A 15,383-nucleotide genomic window follows, 5' to 3' on the forward strand; every position below is an offset into this window, starting at 1 on the left:
TGATTTTGTGATGCAAGGAGTAGAATATGAACGTTTTCTCGGAGTTGCATGAGGTGGAACGCCGTTACGAAGAATTGGCTTACCGGATGTCTACCCCGGAAGCAGCCGCCCATGCGGACGATTACGCGCGAATGATGCGTGACTACAAAGAGCTGACCCCCTTAGTCGAAGAATATCGCCGGTATACGTCCCTACAACGCGAAGAGCAGGAAGCAAAAGCATTGTTTGCGCAGGAAACGGACCCGGCTTTCAAGGAAATGGTACAACAAGAGTTGTGCGAAATTGCCCGGAATCTGGCGCAGAGTACAGAGAACCTGCGGTTACTATTGGTCCCGAAAGACGCGGATGATGAAAAAAGTGTCATTTTGGAAATCCGTGCGGGTGCCGGCGGCGAAGAAGCGGCGCTTTTTGCCCATAGCCTTTGGCGTATGTATACGATGTATGCAGCGAAGAGGGGATGGGCTTGTGAAACGATTGGTGCCAATGAAACAGAATTGGGTGGTGTAAAAGAGATTATCTTTTCTGTGGAAGGGGCAGATGTTTACAGCCGCCTAAAGTTTGAGAGCGGTGTGCATCGCGTACAGCGCGTACCAGAAACAGAAACACAAGGCAGAATCCACACATCAACGGTAACGGTGGCGGTTATGCCGGAAGCGGAGGAAGTGGAACTGGAACTGGATCCCAAAGATCTGCGGATTGATACATTCCGTTCTTCCGGTGCCGGTGGACAGCATATCAACAAAACATCTTCGGCCATCCGTGTGACCCACCTTCCCACAGGTATGGTAGTGGAATGTCAGGACCAACGTAGTCAGCGAGAAAATAAAGATCGTGCGCTCAAAGTGCTGCGCAGCCGTTTGCTGCAGCGAAAGCAGGATGCCTACGATGAAGCTTACAATGCCAAACGGCAAAGCCAAGTAGGAACCGGAGATCGCAGTGAAAAGATCCGCACGTATAATTTCCCGCAGGATCGCGTGACAGACCACCGGATTGGCCTGACATTGCGAAATCTGCAAGGTGTTTTGGATGGGGATCTAGATCGCGTCTTGGATCCGTTGATTTTGGCGGATCGGGAAGAAAAGCTGAAACAACATAGCGAGGAATAAAAGATGAAAACACAGGTTTTGCCTGTTAATGAAGAGAGCATCGCATTGGCTGCCAAACTGCTAACACAGGGAGAACTGGTGGCCTTGCCCACAGAAACGGTGTATGGCATTGCAGCGGATGCCCGAAACGGAGAGGCCGTGCATAAAATTTTTGAGGCCAAAGGCCGTCCGCAGGATAATCCGCTCATCGTGCATATTTTCGGTATGGAGATGCTGCACGGAATCGTTTCAGAAGTGCCCGAACGTGCCATCAAGTTGGCGAAAGCCTTTTGGCCAGGGCCTTTGACGATGGTGATGCCGCGAGGGCCGGAGGTCAGTGATGTAACTTGTGCTGGCTTGGATACAGTAGGTGTTCGTATGCCTTCGCATCCGGTGGTACAGGCGGTGATTCAAGCCAGTGGAGTGGCTTTTGCCGCGCCGTCCGCCAATCTTTCCGGAAAGCCCAGTCCCACCAATGCACAGGATACGTTGGCAGACATGGATGGCCGCCTGCCCTTGATTCTGGACGGCGGGGAGAGTATGGTTGGGGTGGAATCTACGGTTGTGGCGGTAATCGGGGCTCACCCGATGCTGTTGCGCCCGGGCTACATTACCAAAGAGCAGATGGAGTCTGTTTTGGGGGAAGAAGTTCTGGTCAGCCCCGCCATCTTGGAAAAGCTCAAAGAAGGCGAAGTAGCACGTTCTCCCGGCATGAAATATAAGCACTATGCCCCCAAAGCGCAGGTGACCATTTTACGTGGCAGCTTTGAAGCCTACCAACGTTACGTTGCTGATCACGCGCAGGAGGGGGTTTGGGCTCTCTGCTTTGACGGGGAGGGGGAGAAGCTTCCTGTTCCCGCCATTGAATATGGCCGCAATCATGACGGTGCCACACAGGCACACCATCTTTTTACTGCTTTGCGAGATCTGGATCGGCATGGTGCGCAGGTGGTCTATGCGCGTTGCCCTGAACAGGATGGCGTTTCTATGGCGGTATATAACCGTTTGATTCGAGCCGCGGCTTTTCGGGTGGTGACACTATGAAGATCATCGGCATTACCGGTCGTTCTGGATGCGGAAAATCCAGTGCGACAAAATTCTTGGCTGATCAGGGGTATCCTTGTATTGACGCGGACAAAATTGCGCGAGAGGTTTTGCAGCCGGGATCGGCATGCCTTCCGAAACTTCAGAAGTGCTTTGGTACCGATATTGTAGATGAAACAGGGGCACTTCGCCGCCGTCTGTTGGCTGATCGTGCTTTCGCCACACCCGAAGGGACTCAGACGCTGACCGGCATTACGCAACCGGAAATTTTGCGCCGCATTGAAGTGGCATTACAGCAAGCAAATGACGCCGGCGCAGAATATGCCTTTGTAGATGGCGCTGTCATTGTAGGTACGCCTTTTGAGGCTCGATGCGATACTTTGGTGCTGATTACGGCTCCATATGAGGTTAGCGTACAGCGCATCTGTGCGCGAGATGAAATTTCGCCCGAAATGGCACGCCGCCGTCTGGATGCGCAAACGCCGCTCGAGCAACTGCGCGCGGCGGCAACCATAGAAATCGTGAACGATGGCACTGCACAGCAGTTGGAAACTCAAATCAGGGAGCTTTTATGCACCTTGAGAAAGGAGGAACATGGCTAAAAAAAGAACACTTCGCAAAATTCTGCAAAGAGTGCTGGCTGTGCTGCTGGTAACTCTGCTGATCGGTGTGGCCTTGTTTGCAGCCTTTCAGGAGAAAATTGAGCATTGGGAATATCCTATCGAATATCCTGAATATGTGACTTACTATGCCGACAAGTATAGCATCGATCCCTTAATGCTGTATGCCTTTATTCGCACAGAAAGCAATTTTAACCCGAAGGCGGAGTCTGATGCAGGAGCACGAGGCCTAATGCAAATTACAGAGGTCACCTTCGATTGGATCAAGTCTAAAATTGCGCCTACGGAAGATTTGACCTTTGAGGATCTGTATGATCCGGAAACCAACATTCGGTTTGGCAGCTATTTTGTCAGTTACTGTCTATTGCGCTACCATGAGGATCTTGCCACTGCAGCAGCGGCTTATCACAGTGGAGTGGGGACGGTAGACGACCTGTTGGCACAATCGGAGTATTCAACTGACGGGAAGGCGTTGGACCATTACCCGTATCCGCAGATGAGATTATATGTAAAAAAGATTACTAGCAGCTATCAACGCTATCAGGAAATCTATACAGAATATAAATAGGAAAGGAACGATATAAATGCAGACAACGGAAGAATTGAAGAAACTGTTGTACAAAAATGAAACCGTGGCAGATGCCTCTCCCGACGCACTGGAAGCGGCACAAGCCTTTTGCGAGGGGTATAAGAAATTCCTTGACAACGGCAAAACGGAGCGGGAAGTAACCGCTTACAGCGAAAAGATGCTGCAGGATGCCGGCTATAAGCCCTTCGTCCCCGGAGAAAGGCTGGCCCCCGGCACGAAAGTGTATACCATCAACCGCGGCAAATGCGTGTTGGCGGCAACCATTGGTACCAAGGCACTGGAGGAAGGCTTCCACCTGAATATTGCTCATATTGATTCTCCGCGCTTGGATTTGCGCCCGGTACCGGTGTTTGAGAAAAACGGTCTGGGCTATCTGCGTACACACTACTACGGTGGTGTGCGCAAGTACCAGTGGCCGACGATTCCGCTGGCCCTGCATGGCGTTGTATACCGTGCCGACGGCAGCAAGGTGGAAATCTGCATTGGCGAAAAGGACTCGGATCCGGTCTTTTGCATCACCGATCTGCTGCCGCACTTGGGGGCTAAGCAAAACGCAAAAACCTTGGCAGAAGGCATTACGGGTGAAGATCTGAATGTGTTGATCGCATCCCAACCTATTGCGGATCGGGACGCGGAACAGCGGGTTAAACTCAGCATCTTGGGGATGCTGCACGAGGCGTATGGTATTACAGAACGCGATTTCACTCGCGCCGAAATTGAGGTGGTTCCGGCCCAAAAAGCGCGGGATATTGGTTTGGATCGCGCCATGATTGGTTCGTATGGCCATGACGACCGCGTGGATGCATACCCGGCGTTGATGGCAGAGATTGGTGTACAAAATCCTGCGTATACCACGGTATGTGTTTTGACCGACAAGGAAGAAACTGGTTCCGATGGCGTGACCGGCCTGCATAGCATGTACACTTTCCATTTCTTACAGCAGCTGTGCGCAGCGCAGGGAGCGGACTATATCACGGCCTGCAAGGCTTCTAAGTGCCTGTCGGCAGATGTTACCGCCGCTTTTGACCCTACTTTTGCGGATGCATTTGAACCGGACAACGGTACATATGCAGGTTGCGGTGTAGCTATTTATAAGTATACAGGCGCCCGCGGCAAGTCCGGTACCAGCGATGCTTCGGCCGAATTGGTCAGCTATTTGACTCGCCTTATGGAGCGCAATGGTATTGTCTGGCAGATCGGTGAGATGGGTAAGCTGGATCTTGGCGGCGGCGGAACCGTGGCCAAGTTTGTAGCCAATCAGGATATCGATACTATCGATATTGGCGTACCGGTGTTGTCTATGCATGCTCCGTTTGAGGTCGTTTCGAAGGCCGATGTCTATATGGCGTATCTGACCTTTAAGGCATTCTGCGAGGACGCAGAGTAAAAATGCCGGTTGTGCGGTAAGTGAGTCGACTTACACGGACGGGATTTCATAGAAAAAGCGCATGGCATTAAGCCATGCGCTTTTTGATTTGTGAGGCTCGATCGTAAAAAAGAAAATACCCAATCCGATGTCCGGATTGGGTATTTTTGGTGGAGATGAGGGGGATCGAACCCCTTACCTCCTGCATGCCATGCAGGCGCTCTCCCAGGTGAGCTACACCCCCAAAGTGTTGTCATCTTAGAAGATTTCTTGACGACGGTTGTAATTATAGCAAACCCTTTTGGAAATGTCAACCACTATTTTTGAAAAAACTTGATAGAAGCAGCGAAAGGTACACCGAAATAAAACACGAAGAGAGAAGAGCCTAACGCGACAGGGGCGCAAAGAAAAAGGACAAGCGCGTGAAGAAACCGAGCGGCATAGTATGGCGAGATGTACACCGAATAGAAAGGGGTGATTCCTTATGCGACGAAAATCTGGGACCAACTCTAAGCGAAGAACGGTCCGTATCCGCTGTGTGGTATTGGCGGAAGGAGTCCTCTTTTCAATGGTTGCCTTCAATCATTATATCGATCAAGAAATCCGCCCCACGCTGATGAAATTGGCGGAATATGAAGCCCGTGCAATCACGACAGAAACAATGCACAAGGCTGTGGATGATCAATTACAGCAAACACCAAATTTGTGCGAAGGAATCTACGTGATACGGGCAGACTATTTGCAGATGGATCCGGCAGCCGCCAATCGAATTCGGAGTCAAATGATTTGTGCCGTCGAAAATGCTATGCAAACTTTGCCAGAGCAGATATATACCATCCCATTTGGAAGTTTGACGGGTAACTCGATTTTAAATGGACATGGCCCGGCATGGGAAGTGACCCTTCAACCGGAAGGCTATGTGGAGGCAAGATGGCAGGAAACCAGTGAATCGCTTTCCATCAATACAACACGCTACGCAGCAGAACTCCTGATGGAAGTCACGGTGAACATGATTTTGGATGGCAGAACCGAAACGCTGGTAGTGCGGGATTCTATACCGCTAGCAGATATTTTGCTGCGCGGTGATACGCCGTCCGTCTATGCGGCTTCGCTGGATTGATGTTTGAAGGCGAGATTGAGATATGGTATAATAACTTTATATCAAAAATGGAGTGAAATAGCTATGGAATTGGAGCAGGCACGCAAACGTGCAGCAGAATTGCGCGTTGAGATTGAAAAAAACAATCGCCTCTACTATGATCAGGATGCCCCTTTGCTGGAAGATTTTGAATATGACGCATTGACCCGTGAGCTGAAAGCCATTGAAGCGGAATACCCGCAGCTTGTTACACCGGAATCGCCTACACAGCATGTGGGCGGAACAGCCAGCAGCAAGTTTACAAAGGTTACGCATCGCGTAAAAATGGAAAGTCTGCAAGATGCATTTTCGTTGGACGAATTGCGGGACTTTGACGCACGAATTCGGGATGCGGGCGTCACACCGCAGTATGTAGTCGAAGCAAAAATTGATGGTTTATCCGTCAGTCTGGAATATCGAGACGGACGTTTGGTCCGTGGTTCTACCCGCGGCGACGGCGTGGTGGGGGAAGATGTGACGGAAAATTTGGCGACTATCACAGATATCCCCAAAGAGCTAAAAAATGCCCCTGCCTTTTTGGAGGTGCGCGGTGAGGTATACATGCCGCACAGCGCTTTTTTCAAACTGAAAGAACAGCAAGAATTGGAAGACAAAACGCCGTTTAAGAATCCGCGCAATGCAGCTGCGGGATCGCTGCGTCAGAAAGATGCCAAAATCACAGCTTCTCGCGGGTTGTCCATTTTTGTGTTCAATCTGCAACAGTGTGAAGGACGCAGCTTTACGACCCATCATGAAACGCTGGATTATATCCGTTCGCTGGGGTTCCCGGTTTCGCCTAGGTACAGTGTGTTTGAGGATATTGAGTCGGCCATTCAGGAAATCCAAACGATTGGTGCTCTGCGCGGAACCTTGGAATTTGATATTGATGGCGCTGTGATTAAGGTTAATGATTTGGCGGCGCGCCGTGTGCTGGGCAGTACCAACAAGTTCCCGCGATGGGCAATCGCTTTTAAATATCCGCCGGAAGTAAAAGAAAGTGTGGTACGGGACATTGAAGTGACTGTGGGACGCACGGGAGTATTGACGCCTACGGCGGTTTTTGACCCAATTTTCTTGGCGGGCACCAGCGTTTCCCGTGCCAGTTTGCACAACGGCGACATCATTACGAATCTTGGTGTGGGCATTGGAGACACCATTCAGGTTCGAAAAGCGGGAGACATTATCCCGGAAGTGATTGCTGTTTCGGCGCACGGTCCGGAGAGTCATCCCTTTATTATGCCTACGGTCTGCCCCAGCTGTGGAGCGCCGGTGGTGCATTTAGAAGGAGAAACGGCGCTGCGTTGTGTAAACCCGGAATGTCCGGCACAGAGTCTTCGTAACCTGATTCACTTTGCGTCCCGAGATGCCATGGCGATCGATGGTCTTGGGGAAGCGGTGGCAATACAGCTTACCGAAAAAGAGCTGGTGCATACGGTGGCGGATCTGTACACACTTACAGAGGAACAACTGCTTACGCTGGATAAATTTAAACAGAAGAGCGCAAGGAACCTTTTGGCTTCGATTGAACATTCTAAGCAAAACAATCTGGACAAGCTGCTGTTCGGTTTGGGAATCCGCAATATTGGTGATAAGGCTGCCGCATTGCTGGCAGAGCACTTTGGCAGTATGGATGCCCTGAGAGTGGTCACGGTGGAACAGATGTGTGAAATTGACGGGTTCGGTACCGTAATGGCACAGAGCGTACAGGAATTCTTTGCCAAAGAGGGAACGCAGGATTTGCTTCGGCGGTTGGCAGAGGCTGGGGTCAATATGCGTTGGACCGGCGAAAAGAAAGGAACGGCGCTGGCGGGCATGACGCTGGTAGTGACGGGAACGCTTCCGACCTTGTCACGACAGGAAGCTGAAGCACTGATTGTACAGAATGGCGGCAAAGCAGCAGGGTCCGTTTCTAAGAAGACCAGCTATGTGGTGGCCGGAACGGCGGCCGGTTCCAAACTGACCAAGGCCCAAACCTTGGGAATTCCGGTTTTGGATGAAGCGGGGCTTTACGAGCTGATTGCAGCGCAGCAGAAATAAAGATTGCTATAAAAAAGAGCACTCTCTTGAGGGTGCTCTTTTTTTGTATGAGTTCTATTTTCAAGAAGCTATACATACAGTGGCAATGTGAGGTGAGCAAAATCATGGACGAGTACTACCGCGCAGTAAAAGCATTGCCGTTACCGCTTTCAGCAGAATTGGCAAATCTCAGTCCGTCTGTGGCGGTGCAGGTACAAGAAATTCGCTTGCGCGTAGGACATCCTGTCTATTTCACCATTGGCGGTAAACTTCGCTCCGCAACCTTTTATCTGCCGCGTATAGAACAGATTTCTTCGGAAGAAATGCAGCAATGTTTTCTACAATTATGCCGCTATTCGGTTTATGCACACGAAGAAGAACTTCGCCAAGGCTATCTGACTATATCTGGCGGGCATCGCGTAGGAGTGGCTGGAAACTGGGGCGGCAACGGCTTTTCCTCGGTGACGTCGCTCAATTTGCGGGTGGCTCGTTGGATCCTTTGCCCATTGCCGGCATATGTACAGGACTACCTAAAAGCCCCGCAGGCAGGAATCTTGGTGGCAGGACCGCCGGGATGCGGCAAAACGACATTCTTGCGAACGTTAGCACAACGACTCGGCCATACCGATGATATCGTCTGTGTGGTGGACGAGCGTGGAGAACTATCAGCAGGAGAACCCAAGGAAACCTATCGGGCAGGAAAACTTGGCTGTGATGTATACACCCGATGCTCCAAAGTAGAAGGAATTCAGATGGCGCTGCGCTGTATGAATCCAGCGTGGATTGTATGCGATGAACTGGGAACGCAGGAAGATGTTCGCGCGGTGGAGCAAGGGGCCGTTTCTGGTGTGCGCTTTTTGGCTTCTCTGCATTGCGATGGGTATGAAAGTCTTGCAAGAAATCCTCGTTATCAAAGTTTACTACATACACAGGCATTTTCTCGGGTTGCACTACTCGGCGAAAAAAGCACTCCGGGAACAATAGATCGTTGGATGGAACTGCCATGAGAGAGTTTCTTCGAGTATTCGGTGCAGCGCTGGTGGTGAGTGCTGGCACAGGCGCTGGATTTGCAGTTTGCAGACACTATTACGAGGCTTGGCGGAAACTGCATACGCTGGAACGATTGCTTTCCTATTTACAAACACTACTTCGATATCAGGCTCTTAGTGGAGAAGAGCTGCTGCGTCGGGCAGCGATCTACCCGGAATTTGCCGAAATGGGAATCCGAAGCTGCGGCAGTCTTGCGGAGCTTCCGCTGTCTGTGGCGCTCTCACCGACCTTGCGGCAGGAAATGGAACAAGGTCTGGTACAGGTGGGGCTGGAACCCCGGGATACTGCCTGCACCACGCTGCAACGGCTGGCCACTTTATGCGAAGCGGCTGCGGTAGAACAGAAAGCGAAGGTGGAACTTGCACGCCGCCTGTGGCCCCGATTGGGGGTGTGCTGCGGAATTTTGCTTGCGATTTTGTTGTGGTAGAGGAGCAACGCCATGGAGATTGATCTGGTTTTTAAAATTGCGGCGACAGGCATCATTGTGGCGGTGTTAAACCAACTGCTGATCCGGTCAGGAAGAGAGGACCAAGCTATGATGACGACCCTTGCCGGCCTTATTGTGGTGCTGAGTATGTTGGTCCGTCAAATCAGTGATCTATTTGTGCTGATCAAAGCACTGTTTGAGTTGTGATGAGGAACCATGTTGCTATTCAAATTAGCCGCGGTTGCCTTTGTGGCGGCGGTTTTGCATCTGACGTTAAAAAAAGAGCAACCTGCTTACGCTTTTTTGACTTCGGCCTGCGCAGCTCTGCTCTTGCTGTTGGGCGTTGCAGAACAGCTTTCACCGGTTTTACAATGGCTGGAATCTCTGAACGCGGTGCTGCCGGGACAAGGAATTGGCTGTCTGCTGCGAGTGCTGGGGATCGCACTTGTGGCACAACTGACAGGAGACATCTGCCGAGAGGCGGGGCTTCTGGCTGCGGCAACGACCTGCGAACTGGGCGGGCGGCTTTTGGCACTTTTGCAAGCACTTCCACTTTTACAGCAACTGCTAGAATCCTATGCGGGATATTTACAGTAGTCCTGTTGCTGTTTGGGCAACCCCTTTCTGCACATGCCGAAGACCTTCCAATTTCGATAGAACGTATTTTGAACGAAAGCGGTGCTTCTGTGGAGGAAAGTGCTGGCTGGAATCTGCCGAATGTTTTGGAAAACTTGGCAGACCTAGCTACAAAAGATTGGCAGAAACCTATTCGTTTTGGTATACAAGCGAGCGGGTATCTGTTGCTGGCTAGTGTTTTGGGACTTTTGGCCGGTGGTGAAACCTGGCGCAAGGGGATTGGTTCCATAGCCGTTTTAGGGTTTGGCGTATTGAGCTTGCAGGCAATGATGGAATTGACTGATCAAGTGGTAACTACTGCGCAAGACTGCCAAAATTATCTGATTGCTTTTGTCCCGGTTTTTAGTGGCGTGGCGGCTATGGGGGGACAAAGTGCAGGTTCTCTTGTTTATAGTGGGATGTTTTTTGCGATGTCTGAATTTTTGGCAGCCGTAATTGAGGCTGTTTTGCTCCCTGTGATGCAGATCTATTTTTGCTTTGCGGCATGTGCCTGTATTTGGGGGAACATAGGAATTGAAGAGGCCGCAGCGCTATTTGCAAAATGTATGCAGTGGATCTTGAAACTTTGTGGACTGGTTTTCGGCTTCATATTGGGTGTGCAGAACGTGCTGGCCGGCACGGTGGACAGCGCTGCGCTGAAAACCGGAAAAAGCATGCTACAAGGCTTTATACCCGTGGTGGGGGATGCGGCAGCAGCGGCGCTTTCTGGGGCGGCTGCCGCTGTGCAACTTTTAAAAGGGTCTTTGGCGCTGGCGGCACTTTTGGCATTGGGAACGGCTTTTGTGCCCATTGTGGTCCAGTGCCTTTTATATGGAGCAGCGTTTGCAGGGGCCGGGATTGTGGCTTCAACAGGAGGGCAAAAACAGTGTAGTCAGTTGTGTAAGCTGTATTTTGAGGGCTCGAAACTTTGCCTGTCGGTATTGGTTCTGTACTTCTTTATGGTGTTCCTTTCGACAGCGCTGCTTTTGGTTGCGGGAAATGGGGGATGAGGAATGGAGACAATTCGACATGTAGCCCTTGGATGCTGTGTGATTTCCACTGTTGCGGGGATGGTCCGGGTCTTTTGGCCTGAAAATGGCTTCACGGCAGTTATAAATGCGGTGTTGGCGTTATATATTGTAACGGCGGGGCTACAAATGCTGCGCGGTGCGGATTGGCATGCTTTGACGGCGGAACTCTACCGCTTGACCCCCGCCGGGGAACAAACTACGGAACAATATTCCGAATATGGCCGGGAACTTGGACTTTCAGTCTCTGCTGATGCGGTACGGCAGGTACTGGCACAGGCGGGAATCGAGGCATCTGTGCAGATTGAGGATGGCACTTGCCATGTGAACTTGGTACGTTCTTCGGATCAAGAGCGTGCACAGGCTGTGTTGGCGGCGAGCTGCGGAGAGCTTCCGTATGAAATTGTTGCAGGAGGTGGAGCGACTTGAAGACAAGGAAAACGGTGTGGAAGGCGGCCGCCATACAGGGGAAAAAATGGCTGTCCGATCTGTTGGCAGATGAAAAAAAGAGAGTCAATCTATTGCTTTGCATGGGTGTGATGGGGCTGCTCTTGTTGGCGGTTTCAGAATGGATTCCCAAGAAAGAGCAAGCGGTAGTACAATCTACGCCAACAAAGGAGGCCGTGGCAAGCCAACAGGACTATGCACAACAGCTGGAATACCGGCTTGAGGAATTGATCGCACAGATAGAGGGAGCGGGCAACGTACAGGTGATGGTTACGCTGCGGCAAGGACAGGAAGTCGTCTACGCCACCGACGAGGAGACATCTTCTCAAGGAGACACTAGTGTTCAGCATGTTTTGTTGGCGGAGGACGGACTGGTCGAAACGTATCAAATGCCGCAAGTGTTGGGCGTTGCCGTTGTCTGCGAGGGCGGCGATACGGCCGCGGTACAAAATCGCATCAGCGCTTTGGTCGAAGCGTTGACAGGCGTTGGAGCCAATCATATAACTGTCGCTAAGATGGCATCGACACAGTAAGGGGGCAACAAGATGAAACACACCGAATCGAAAAAGCAGAAGAACCGTCCGGTGACTGCGGCTGTGATGGTGTTGGCTCTAGGAGCTGCGGTTTATTTGAACTGGTCTTTTGCGCGGGAAGCTCCGCAAGATATAACGGTGGCAGAAGAGACAGGAACGGCAGTAGAAACAGCCGCTCAAGCAGAGCCGACTACTGCTGTGTTGGATCCGTTGGAAGCGGCCACGGAAACTTCGGGAGAAGCGGAGGTGGAAGAAGAACAAGCGGCCAACAAAAATTATGGAGAAGCGCAGATGGTCAGTGTCAGCCAAGATTCCGGCACGGAATTTTTTGAGCAGGCGCGTCTTTCCCGTAGCAAGGCGCGTGATGAGGCGTTGGAGGCCTTAAACGAGGCCCTGAAGGATACCACCGTCAGCGAAGAGGAAAAGAAGGAACTTACCGATAAACTTAGCACACAGGTCAATAATATTACACTGGAAACAAAGCTGGAAACGCTCATTAAATCCAAAGGTTTTGCCGACTGTGTAGTAAATCTGGAAGGCAAGCGAGCCAATGTGACGGTTATGACGGAAAATGACGCCCTCACCGCGGAAGAGGTGGCACGAATTCGTGATGCGCTGATGAGTCAATGCACTGCTATGGAGGCGCAGGACATCACCATTGTAGAAGTAAAATAACAAGCCCAATCGGTTGCAAACAGTATAGTTTTGTGGTAAACTAAACTATACTATAAGAAAAAGTGGCCTTTATGGAGGCTGCATGCAACGGGAGGGTACACAACATGGATGTGCAGAATACCATCGGGGGCAGCTTGCAGATTTCAACCGATGTTTTGGCAAAGATTGCACGGCTGGCGGCTTTGGAAGTTGGTGGCGTGGCAGAAGTGACCACCGGTAACAACCAAAACGTACGCGGTCTGTTGGGCCGTACAGGACTGCGCAAGCCGGTTACTGTTGCGCTGGAAGATGGCGTTGCTGCTGTGACCGTACAACTTACTGCAGACTACGGACAGAAAATCATGCCGTTGTGTGAAAAAGTACAAGAAAACGTTAAACAAACCATCCAAAACATGACGGGAATTACCGTTTCTCGCGTGGATGTGCTGGTGGTTGGTTTGGCACAGCCCGAAGCAGAGGATTGAAGAAAAGAGGGACAGGAAACCGAGTATGGGAAAAAAGCTGACCCGCCGCGAATCTCGCGAGGCGGCCTTTTTGACGGCGTTTGCCGCTACATTTGAACCGGAAGTGCCTACACTTCCGTCTGAAGCAGAACAACCGCAAGCTGATGCGTTTACCCATCAACTCTTGGCAGCGATGAATGAACATGCTGCGGAGCTAGATGCAGTGATCGAAGCTCACCTAAAGGGGTGGACGCTGAATCGCGTGTCTCGCGTTAGCTTGGTAGCCTTGCGTTTGGCGCTGGCAGAAATGCTTTATGGTGAAGAGCAGAAGCCCGGCGTCGCAATCAACGAGGCCGTTGAATTGGTCAAAAAATATGGTGCGGATACCGATTATCAGTTTGTGAACGGCTTGCTTGGCACGGTGGCCCGCGAACGGGAAGAAAGTGCAGAAGCGCAATGTTGACGCTGGGGATTGATACCAGCAATTATGCAACCTCTCTGGCTGTGTTTGACACAAAAGCCGGAGAGGTTGTTTGTGATTGCAAAAAGTTTTTGCCGGTAAAACAGGGGCAGCTTGGCTTACGGCAAAGCGACGCACTGTTTCATCATACGTCGGCTCTGCCGGATATGATGGCGGAAATGGCAAACAAGGTAGACTTTACACAGGTCGAAGCAGTCGGTGTTTCTGCTAAGCCTCGCCCGGTAGAAGGGTCTTATATGCCGTGTTTTTTGGCCGGTGTTAGCGCTGCGACAGCGTTTACTTTGGCGAGGCAGATTCCGCTTATAAAAACTACGCACCAGCAGGGCCATATTGCGGCTGCTTTGTTGGCGCTGGGGCAAAAGGAACTGTTTTCTGCGCCGACATTGGTCTTTCATGTGTCGGGCGGCACAACGGACTTGCTGCTGTGTCACGGAGCGGATACAATCACGCCGTTGGGAACCAGCAGCGACTTATACGCAGGACAGGCGGTGGATCGCTTGGGGGTTCTGTTGGGCTATCCGTTTCCGGCTGGTACGTATGTCAGCGAGCAGGCTGCCTTATGTACAGAAAAAGTTCGCCCCAAAGTCAGCGTGCGCGGTATGACCTGTAGCCTTTCTGGTTTGGAAAACCAATGCAGACGCCTTTTGGAAGAAGGTCATTCAGAGGCGTATGTCTGCAAGTACTGCTTGCTTTGTATCGGAGAAACTTTGGTGCGTATGGCCAATGCAGCGTTGGCGCAATATGCGGGGCTGCCGGTGATTTTCGCAGGTGGTGTGATGAGCAGCGATTTGATCCGCACCTATGTGACACATCGGCTGCCGAACGCCCATTTTGTGCCCGGCAAATATGCCAGCGACAACGCCATTGGAATTTCGGTTTTGGCTGCCAAGGAGACAAAGACATGGCCGATTTTATCAACGTAACTGCCCTCAATCGCATGGCACGAGACGTACTGGCGCAATGTGAGCCGCTTACGAATCTGATTGTCTGTGGGGAATTGTCAGGCTTTACACGTCATTATAAAAGTGGTCACCTGTATTTCACGCTAAAAGATGAGAATGCCAGTGTCAAAGGCGTCATGTTCCGGAGTCAAGCCCGGCTTTTGAATTTTGAACCGCAAAACGGAATGCTGGTTCTGGCGTATGGGCATGCTACCATCTATGAACGGGATGGTGCCTTTCAGTTATATGTGGATTATATGCGTCCCTTCGGTGCCGGTGCGGCACAGATGGCCTTTGATGCGTTGTATAAAAAACTGGAGCTGGAAGGGCTTTTTGCGCCGGAACGAAAACGTCCTTTGCCAGTGATGCCCCGGTGCATTGGGGTAGTAACCAGTAAAACGGGCGCTGCATGGCAGGATGTGCAGAATGTCATTGGCCGCCGATGGCCAATGGTCAATTTATTGTTAGCTCCGGTCACTGTGCAAGGCGTAGAAGCAGAGCAAAGCATCCTTGCGGGAATCCGGGTTTTAGATCGCGATCCGCGTCCTGAAATCATTCTTGTCACTCGCGGCGGCGGCAGCAAGGAAGATCTTTGGGTCTTTAACAGCGAGCGAATTGCACGGGCTGCGGCAGCTTGCAGAAAACCTGTGGTTTCAGCAGTAGGGCATGAAATTGATACCACGATTCTAGATTATGTGGCAGACTTGCGGGCGCCGACACCGTCAGCTGCGGCAGAACTTTGCGTGCCGGATTGCACAGAATTTTTGCAAAAATTATCTGTTTTACAGGAGAATATTCAAAAAAATATACAGAACCGTCTCCAAATATGCTATAATAAATTTACAATGGCGGCAGTTCGGCAAGGCTTGCAAAGTCAACATCGTA

Annotated in this window: 19 protein-coding genes and 1 tRNA gene; 19 read left to right on the forward strand and 1 reads right to left on the reverse strand. The window is 51.2% G+C overall.

The window, feature by feature from the left end; genetic code table 11:
• Nucleotides 1–26: 26 nt before the first annotated feature.
• The 5 genes from prfA to Q0526_RS12520 are packed head-to-tail and all read left to right on the forward strand — an operon-like array spanning nt 27 to nt 4,725.
• Nucleotides 27–1,106 (forward strand): peptide chain release factor 1, encoded by a 1,080-nt coding sequence (prfA, locus tag Q0526_RS12500; RefSeq protein ID WP_298734124.1) that lies wholly within the window; start codon nt 27–29, stop codon nt 1,104–1,106.
• Between the two features lie 3 nt (nt 1,107–1,109).
• A complete protein-coding gene (locus Q0526_RS12505) occupies nt 1,110–2,129 on the forward strand; it encodes an L-threonylcarbamoyladenylate synthase (protein WP_298734126.1) in 1,020 nt (339 codons plus the stop codon).
• Nucleotides 2,126–2,731, forward strand: a complete 606-nt coding sequence (gene coaE / locus Q0526_RS12510; protein WP_298734128.1) for a dephospho-CoA kinase — start codon at nt 2,126–2,128, stop codon at nt 2,729–2,731. Before Q0526_RS12505 ends, coaE begins: the two co-directional genes overlap by 4 nt.
• Nucleotides 2,724–3,317 (forward strand): lytic transglycosylase domain-containing protein, encoded by a 594-nt coding sequence (locus Q0526_RS12515; RefSeq protein ID WP_298734130.1) that lies wholly within the window; start codon nt 2,724–2,726, stop codon nt 3,315–3,317. Before coaE ends, Q0526_RS12515 begins: the two co-directional genes overlap by 8 nt.
• Nucleotides 3,318–3,333: 16 nt before the next feature.
• Nucleotides 3,334–4,725: an aminopeptidase gene (locus Q0526_RS12520; RefSeq protein ID WP_298734132.1), complete on the forward strand. Its 1,392-nt coding sequence runs from the start codon at nt 3,334–3,336 to the stop codon at nt 4,723–4,725.
• 147 nt (nt 4,726–4,872) lie between these two features.
• On the opposite strand, the gene Q0526_RS12525 is transcribed toward Q0526_RS12520, so the two are convergent.
• A tRNA-Ala gene (locus tag Q0526_RS12525) sits at nt 4,873–4,948 on the reverse strand.
• Between the two features lie 324 nt (nt 4,949–5,272).
• Here Q0526_RS12525 and Q0526_RS12530 point away from each other — a divergent pair.
• From Q0526_RS12530 to xseA, 14 genes are all read left to right on the forward strand, one after another.
• Nucleotides 5,273–5,824: a sporulation protein YunB gene (locus Q0526_RS12530; protein WP_298734134.1), complete on the forward strand. Its 552-nt coding sequence runs from the start codon at nt 5,273–5,275 to the stop codon at nt 5,822–5,824.
• Nucleotides 5,825–5,887: 63 nt separating this feature from the next.
• The gene (gene ligA / locus Q0526_RS12535; protein WP_298734136.1) at nt 5,888–7,879 is read left to right on the forward strand and encodes an NAD-dependent DNA ligase LigA; all 1,992 of its coding nucleotides are present in this window, start codon (nt 5,888–5,890) and stop codon (nt 7,877–7,879) included.
• Nucleotides 7,880–7,983: 104 nt separating this feature from the next.
• Entirely contained in the window at nt 7,984–8,865 is an 882-nt protein-coding gene (locus Q0526_RS12540) for an ATPase, T2SS/T4P/T4SS family (protein WP_298734138.1), read from the forward strand.
• Nucleotides 8,862–9,335: a hypothetical protein gene (locus tag Q0526_RS12545; RefSeq protein ID WP_298734140.1), complete on the forward strand. Its 474-nt coding sequence runs from the start codon at nt 8,862–8,864 to the stop codon at nt 9,333–9,335. Before Q0526_RS12540 ends, Q0526_RS12545 begins: the two co-directional genes overlap by 4 nt.
• A 12-nt stretch (nt 9,336–9,347) precedes the next feature.
• Nucleotides 9,348–9,542, forward strand: coding sequence for a stage III sporulation protein AC (spoIIIAC, locus tag Q0526_RS12550; RefSeq protein ID WP_298734142.1), 195 nt, complete (start codon nt 9,348–9,350; stop codon nt 9,540–9,542).
• A gap of 9 nt (nt 9,543–9,551) precedes the next feature.
• The gene (locus tag Q0526_RS12555) at nt 9,552–9,932 is read left to right on the forward strand and encodes a SpoIIIAC/SpoIIIAD family protein (RefSeq protein WP_298734145.1); all 381 of its coding nucleotides are present in this window, start codon (nt 9,552–9,554) and stop codon (nt 9,930–9,932) included.
• A gap of 68 nt (nt 9,933–10,000) precedes the next feature.
• Complete coding sequence (locus Q0526_RS12560; RefSeq protein WP_298734147.1) at nt 10,001–10,960, forward strand: hypothetical protein; 960 nt, start codon at nt 10,001–10,003, stop codon at nt 10,958–10,960.
• A 3-nt stretch (nt 10,961–10,963) separates the two neighbouring features.
• Nucleotides 10,964–11,407 carry a hypothetical protein gene (locus tag Q0526_RS12565; RefSeq protein ID WP_298734149.1) on the forward strand — a complete coding sequence of 148 codons (444 nt, stop codon included), beginning with the start codon at nt 10,964–10,966 and terminating at the stop codon, nt 11,405–11,407.
• Nucleotides 11,404–11,958, forward strand: coding sequence for a stage III sporulation protein AG (locus Q0526_RS12570; protein WP_298734151.1), 555 nt, complete (start codon nt 11,404–11,406; stop codon nt 11,956–11,958). The genes Q0526_RS12565 and Q0526_RS12570 overlap by 4 nt, the downstream gene beginning before the upstream one ends.
• A gap of 12 nt (nt 11,959–11,970) precedes the next feature.
• On the forward strand, nt 11,971–12,633 hold the full coding sequence (locus Q0526_RS12575) for a SpoIIIAH-like family protein (RefSeq protein WP_298734153.1): 663 nt from the start codon (nt 11,971–11,973) through the stop codon (nt 12,631–12,633).
• 104 nt (nt 12,634–12,737) lie between these two features.
• Nucleotides 12,738–13,097, forward strand: coding sequence for an Asp23/Gls24 family envelope stress response protein (locus Q0526_RS12580; protein WP_298734155.1), 360 nt, complete (start codon nt 12,738–12,740; stop codon nt 13,095–13,097).
• A gap of 25 nt (nt 13,098–13,122) precedes the next feature.
• Nucleotides 13,123–13,539, forward strand: coding sequence for a transcription antitermination factor NusB (gene nusB, locus Q0526_RS12585; protein ID WP_298734157.1), 417 nt, complete (start codon nt 13,123–13,125; stop codon nt 13,537–13,539).
• A complete protein-coding gene (locus Q0526_RS12590; RefSeq protein WP_298734159.1) occupies nt 13,533–14,480 on the forward strand; it encodes a glycoprotease in 948 nt (315 codons plus the stop codon). Before nusB ends, Q0526_RS12590 begins: the two co-directional genes overlap by 7 nt.
• Nucleotides 14,459–15,383 (forward strand): exodeoxyribonuclease VII large subunit (gene xseA / locus Q0526_RS12595; protein ID WP_298734161.1); only part of this gene is annotated, 925 nt, incomplete at its 3' end. The genes Q0526_RS12590 and xseA, both read left to right, overlap by 22 nt.

Source organism: uncultured Subdoligranulum sp., from assembly GCF_937890665.1.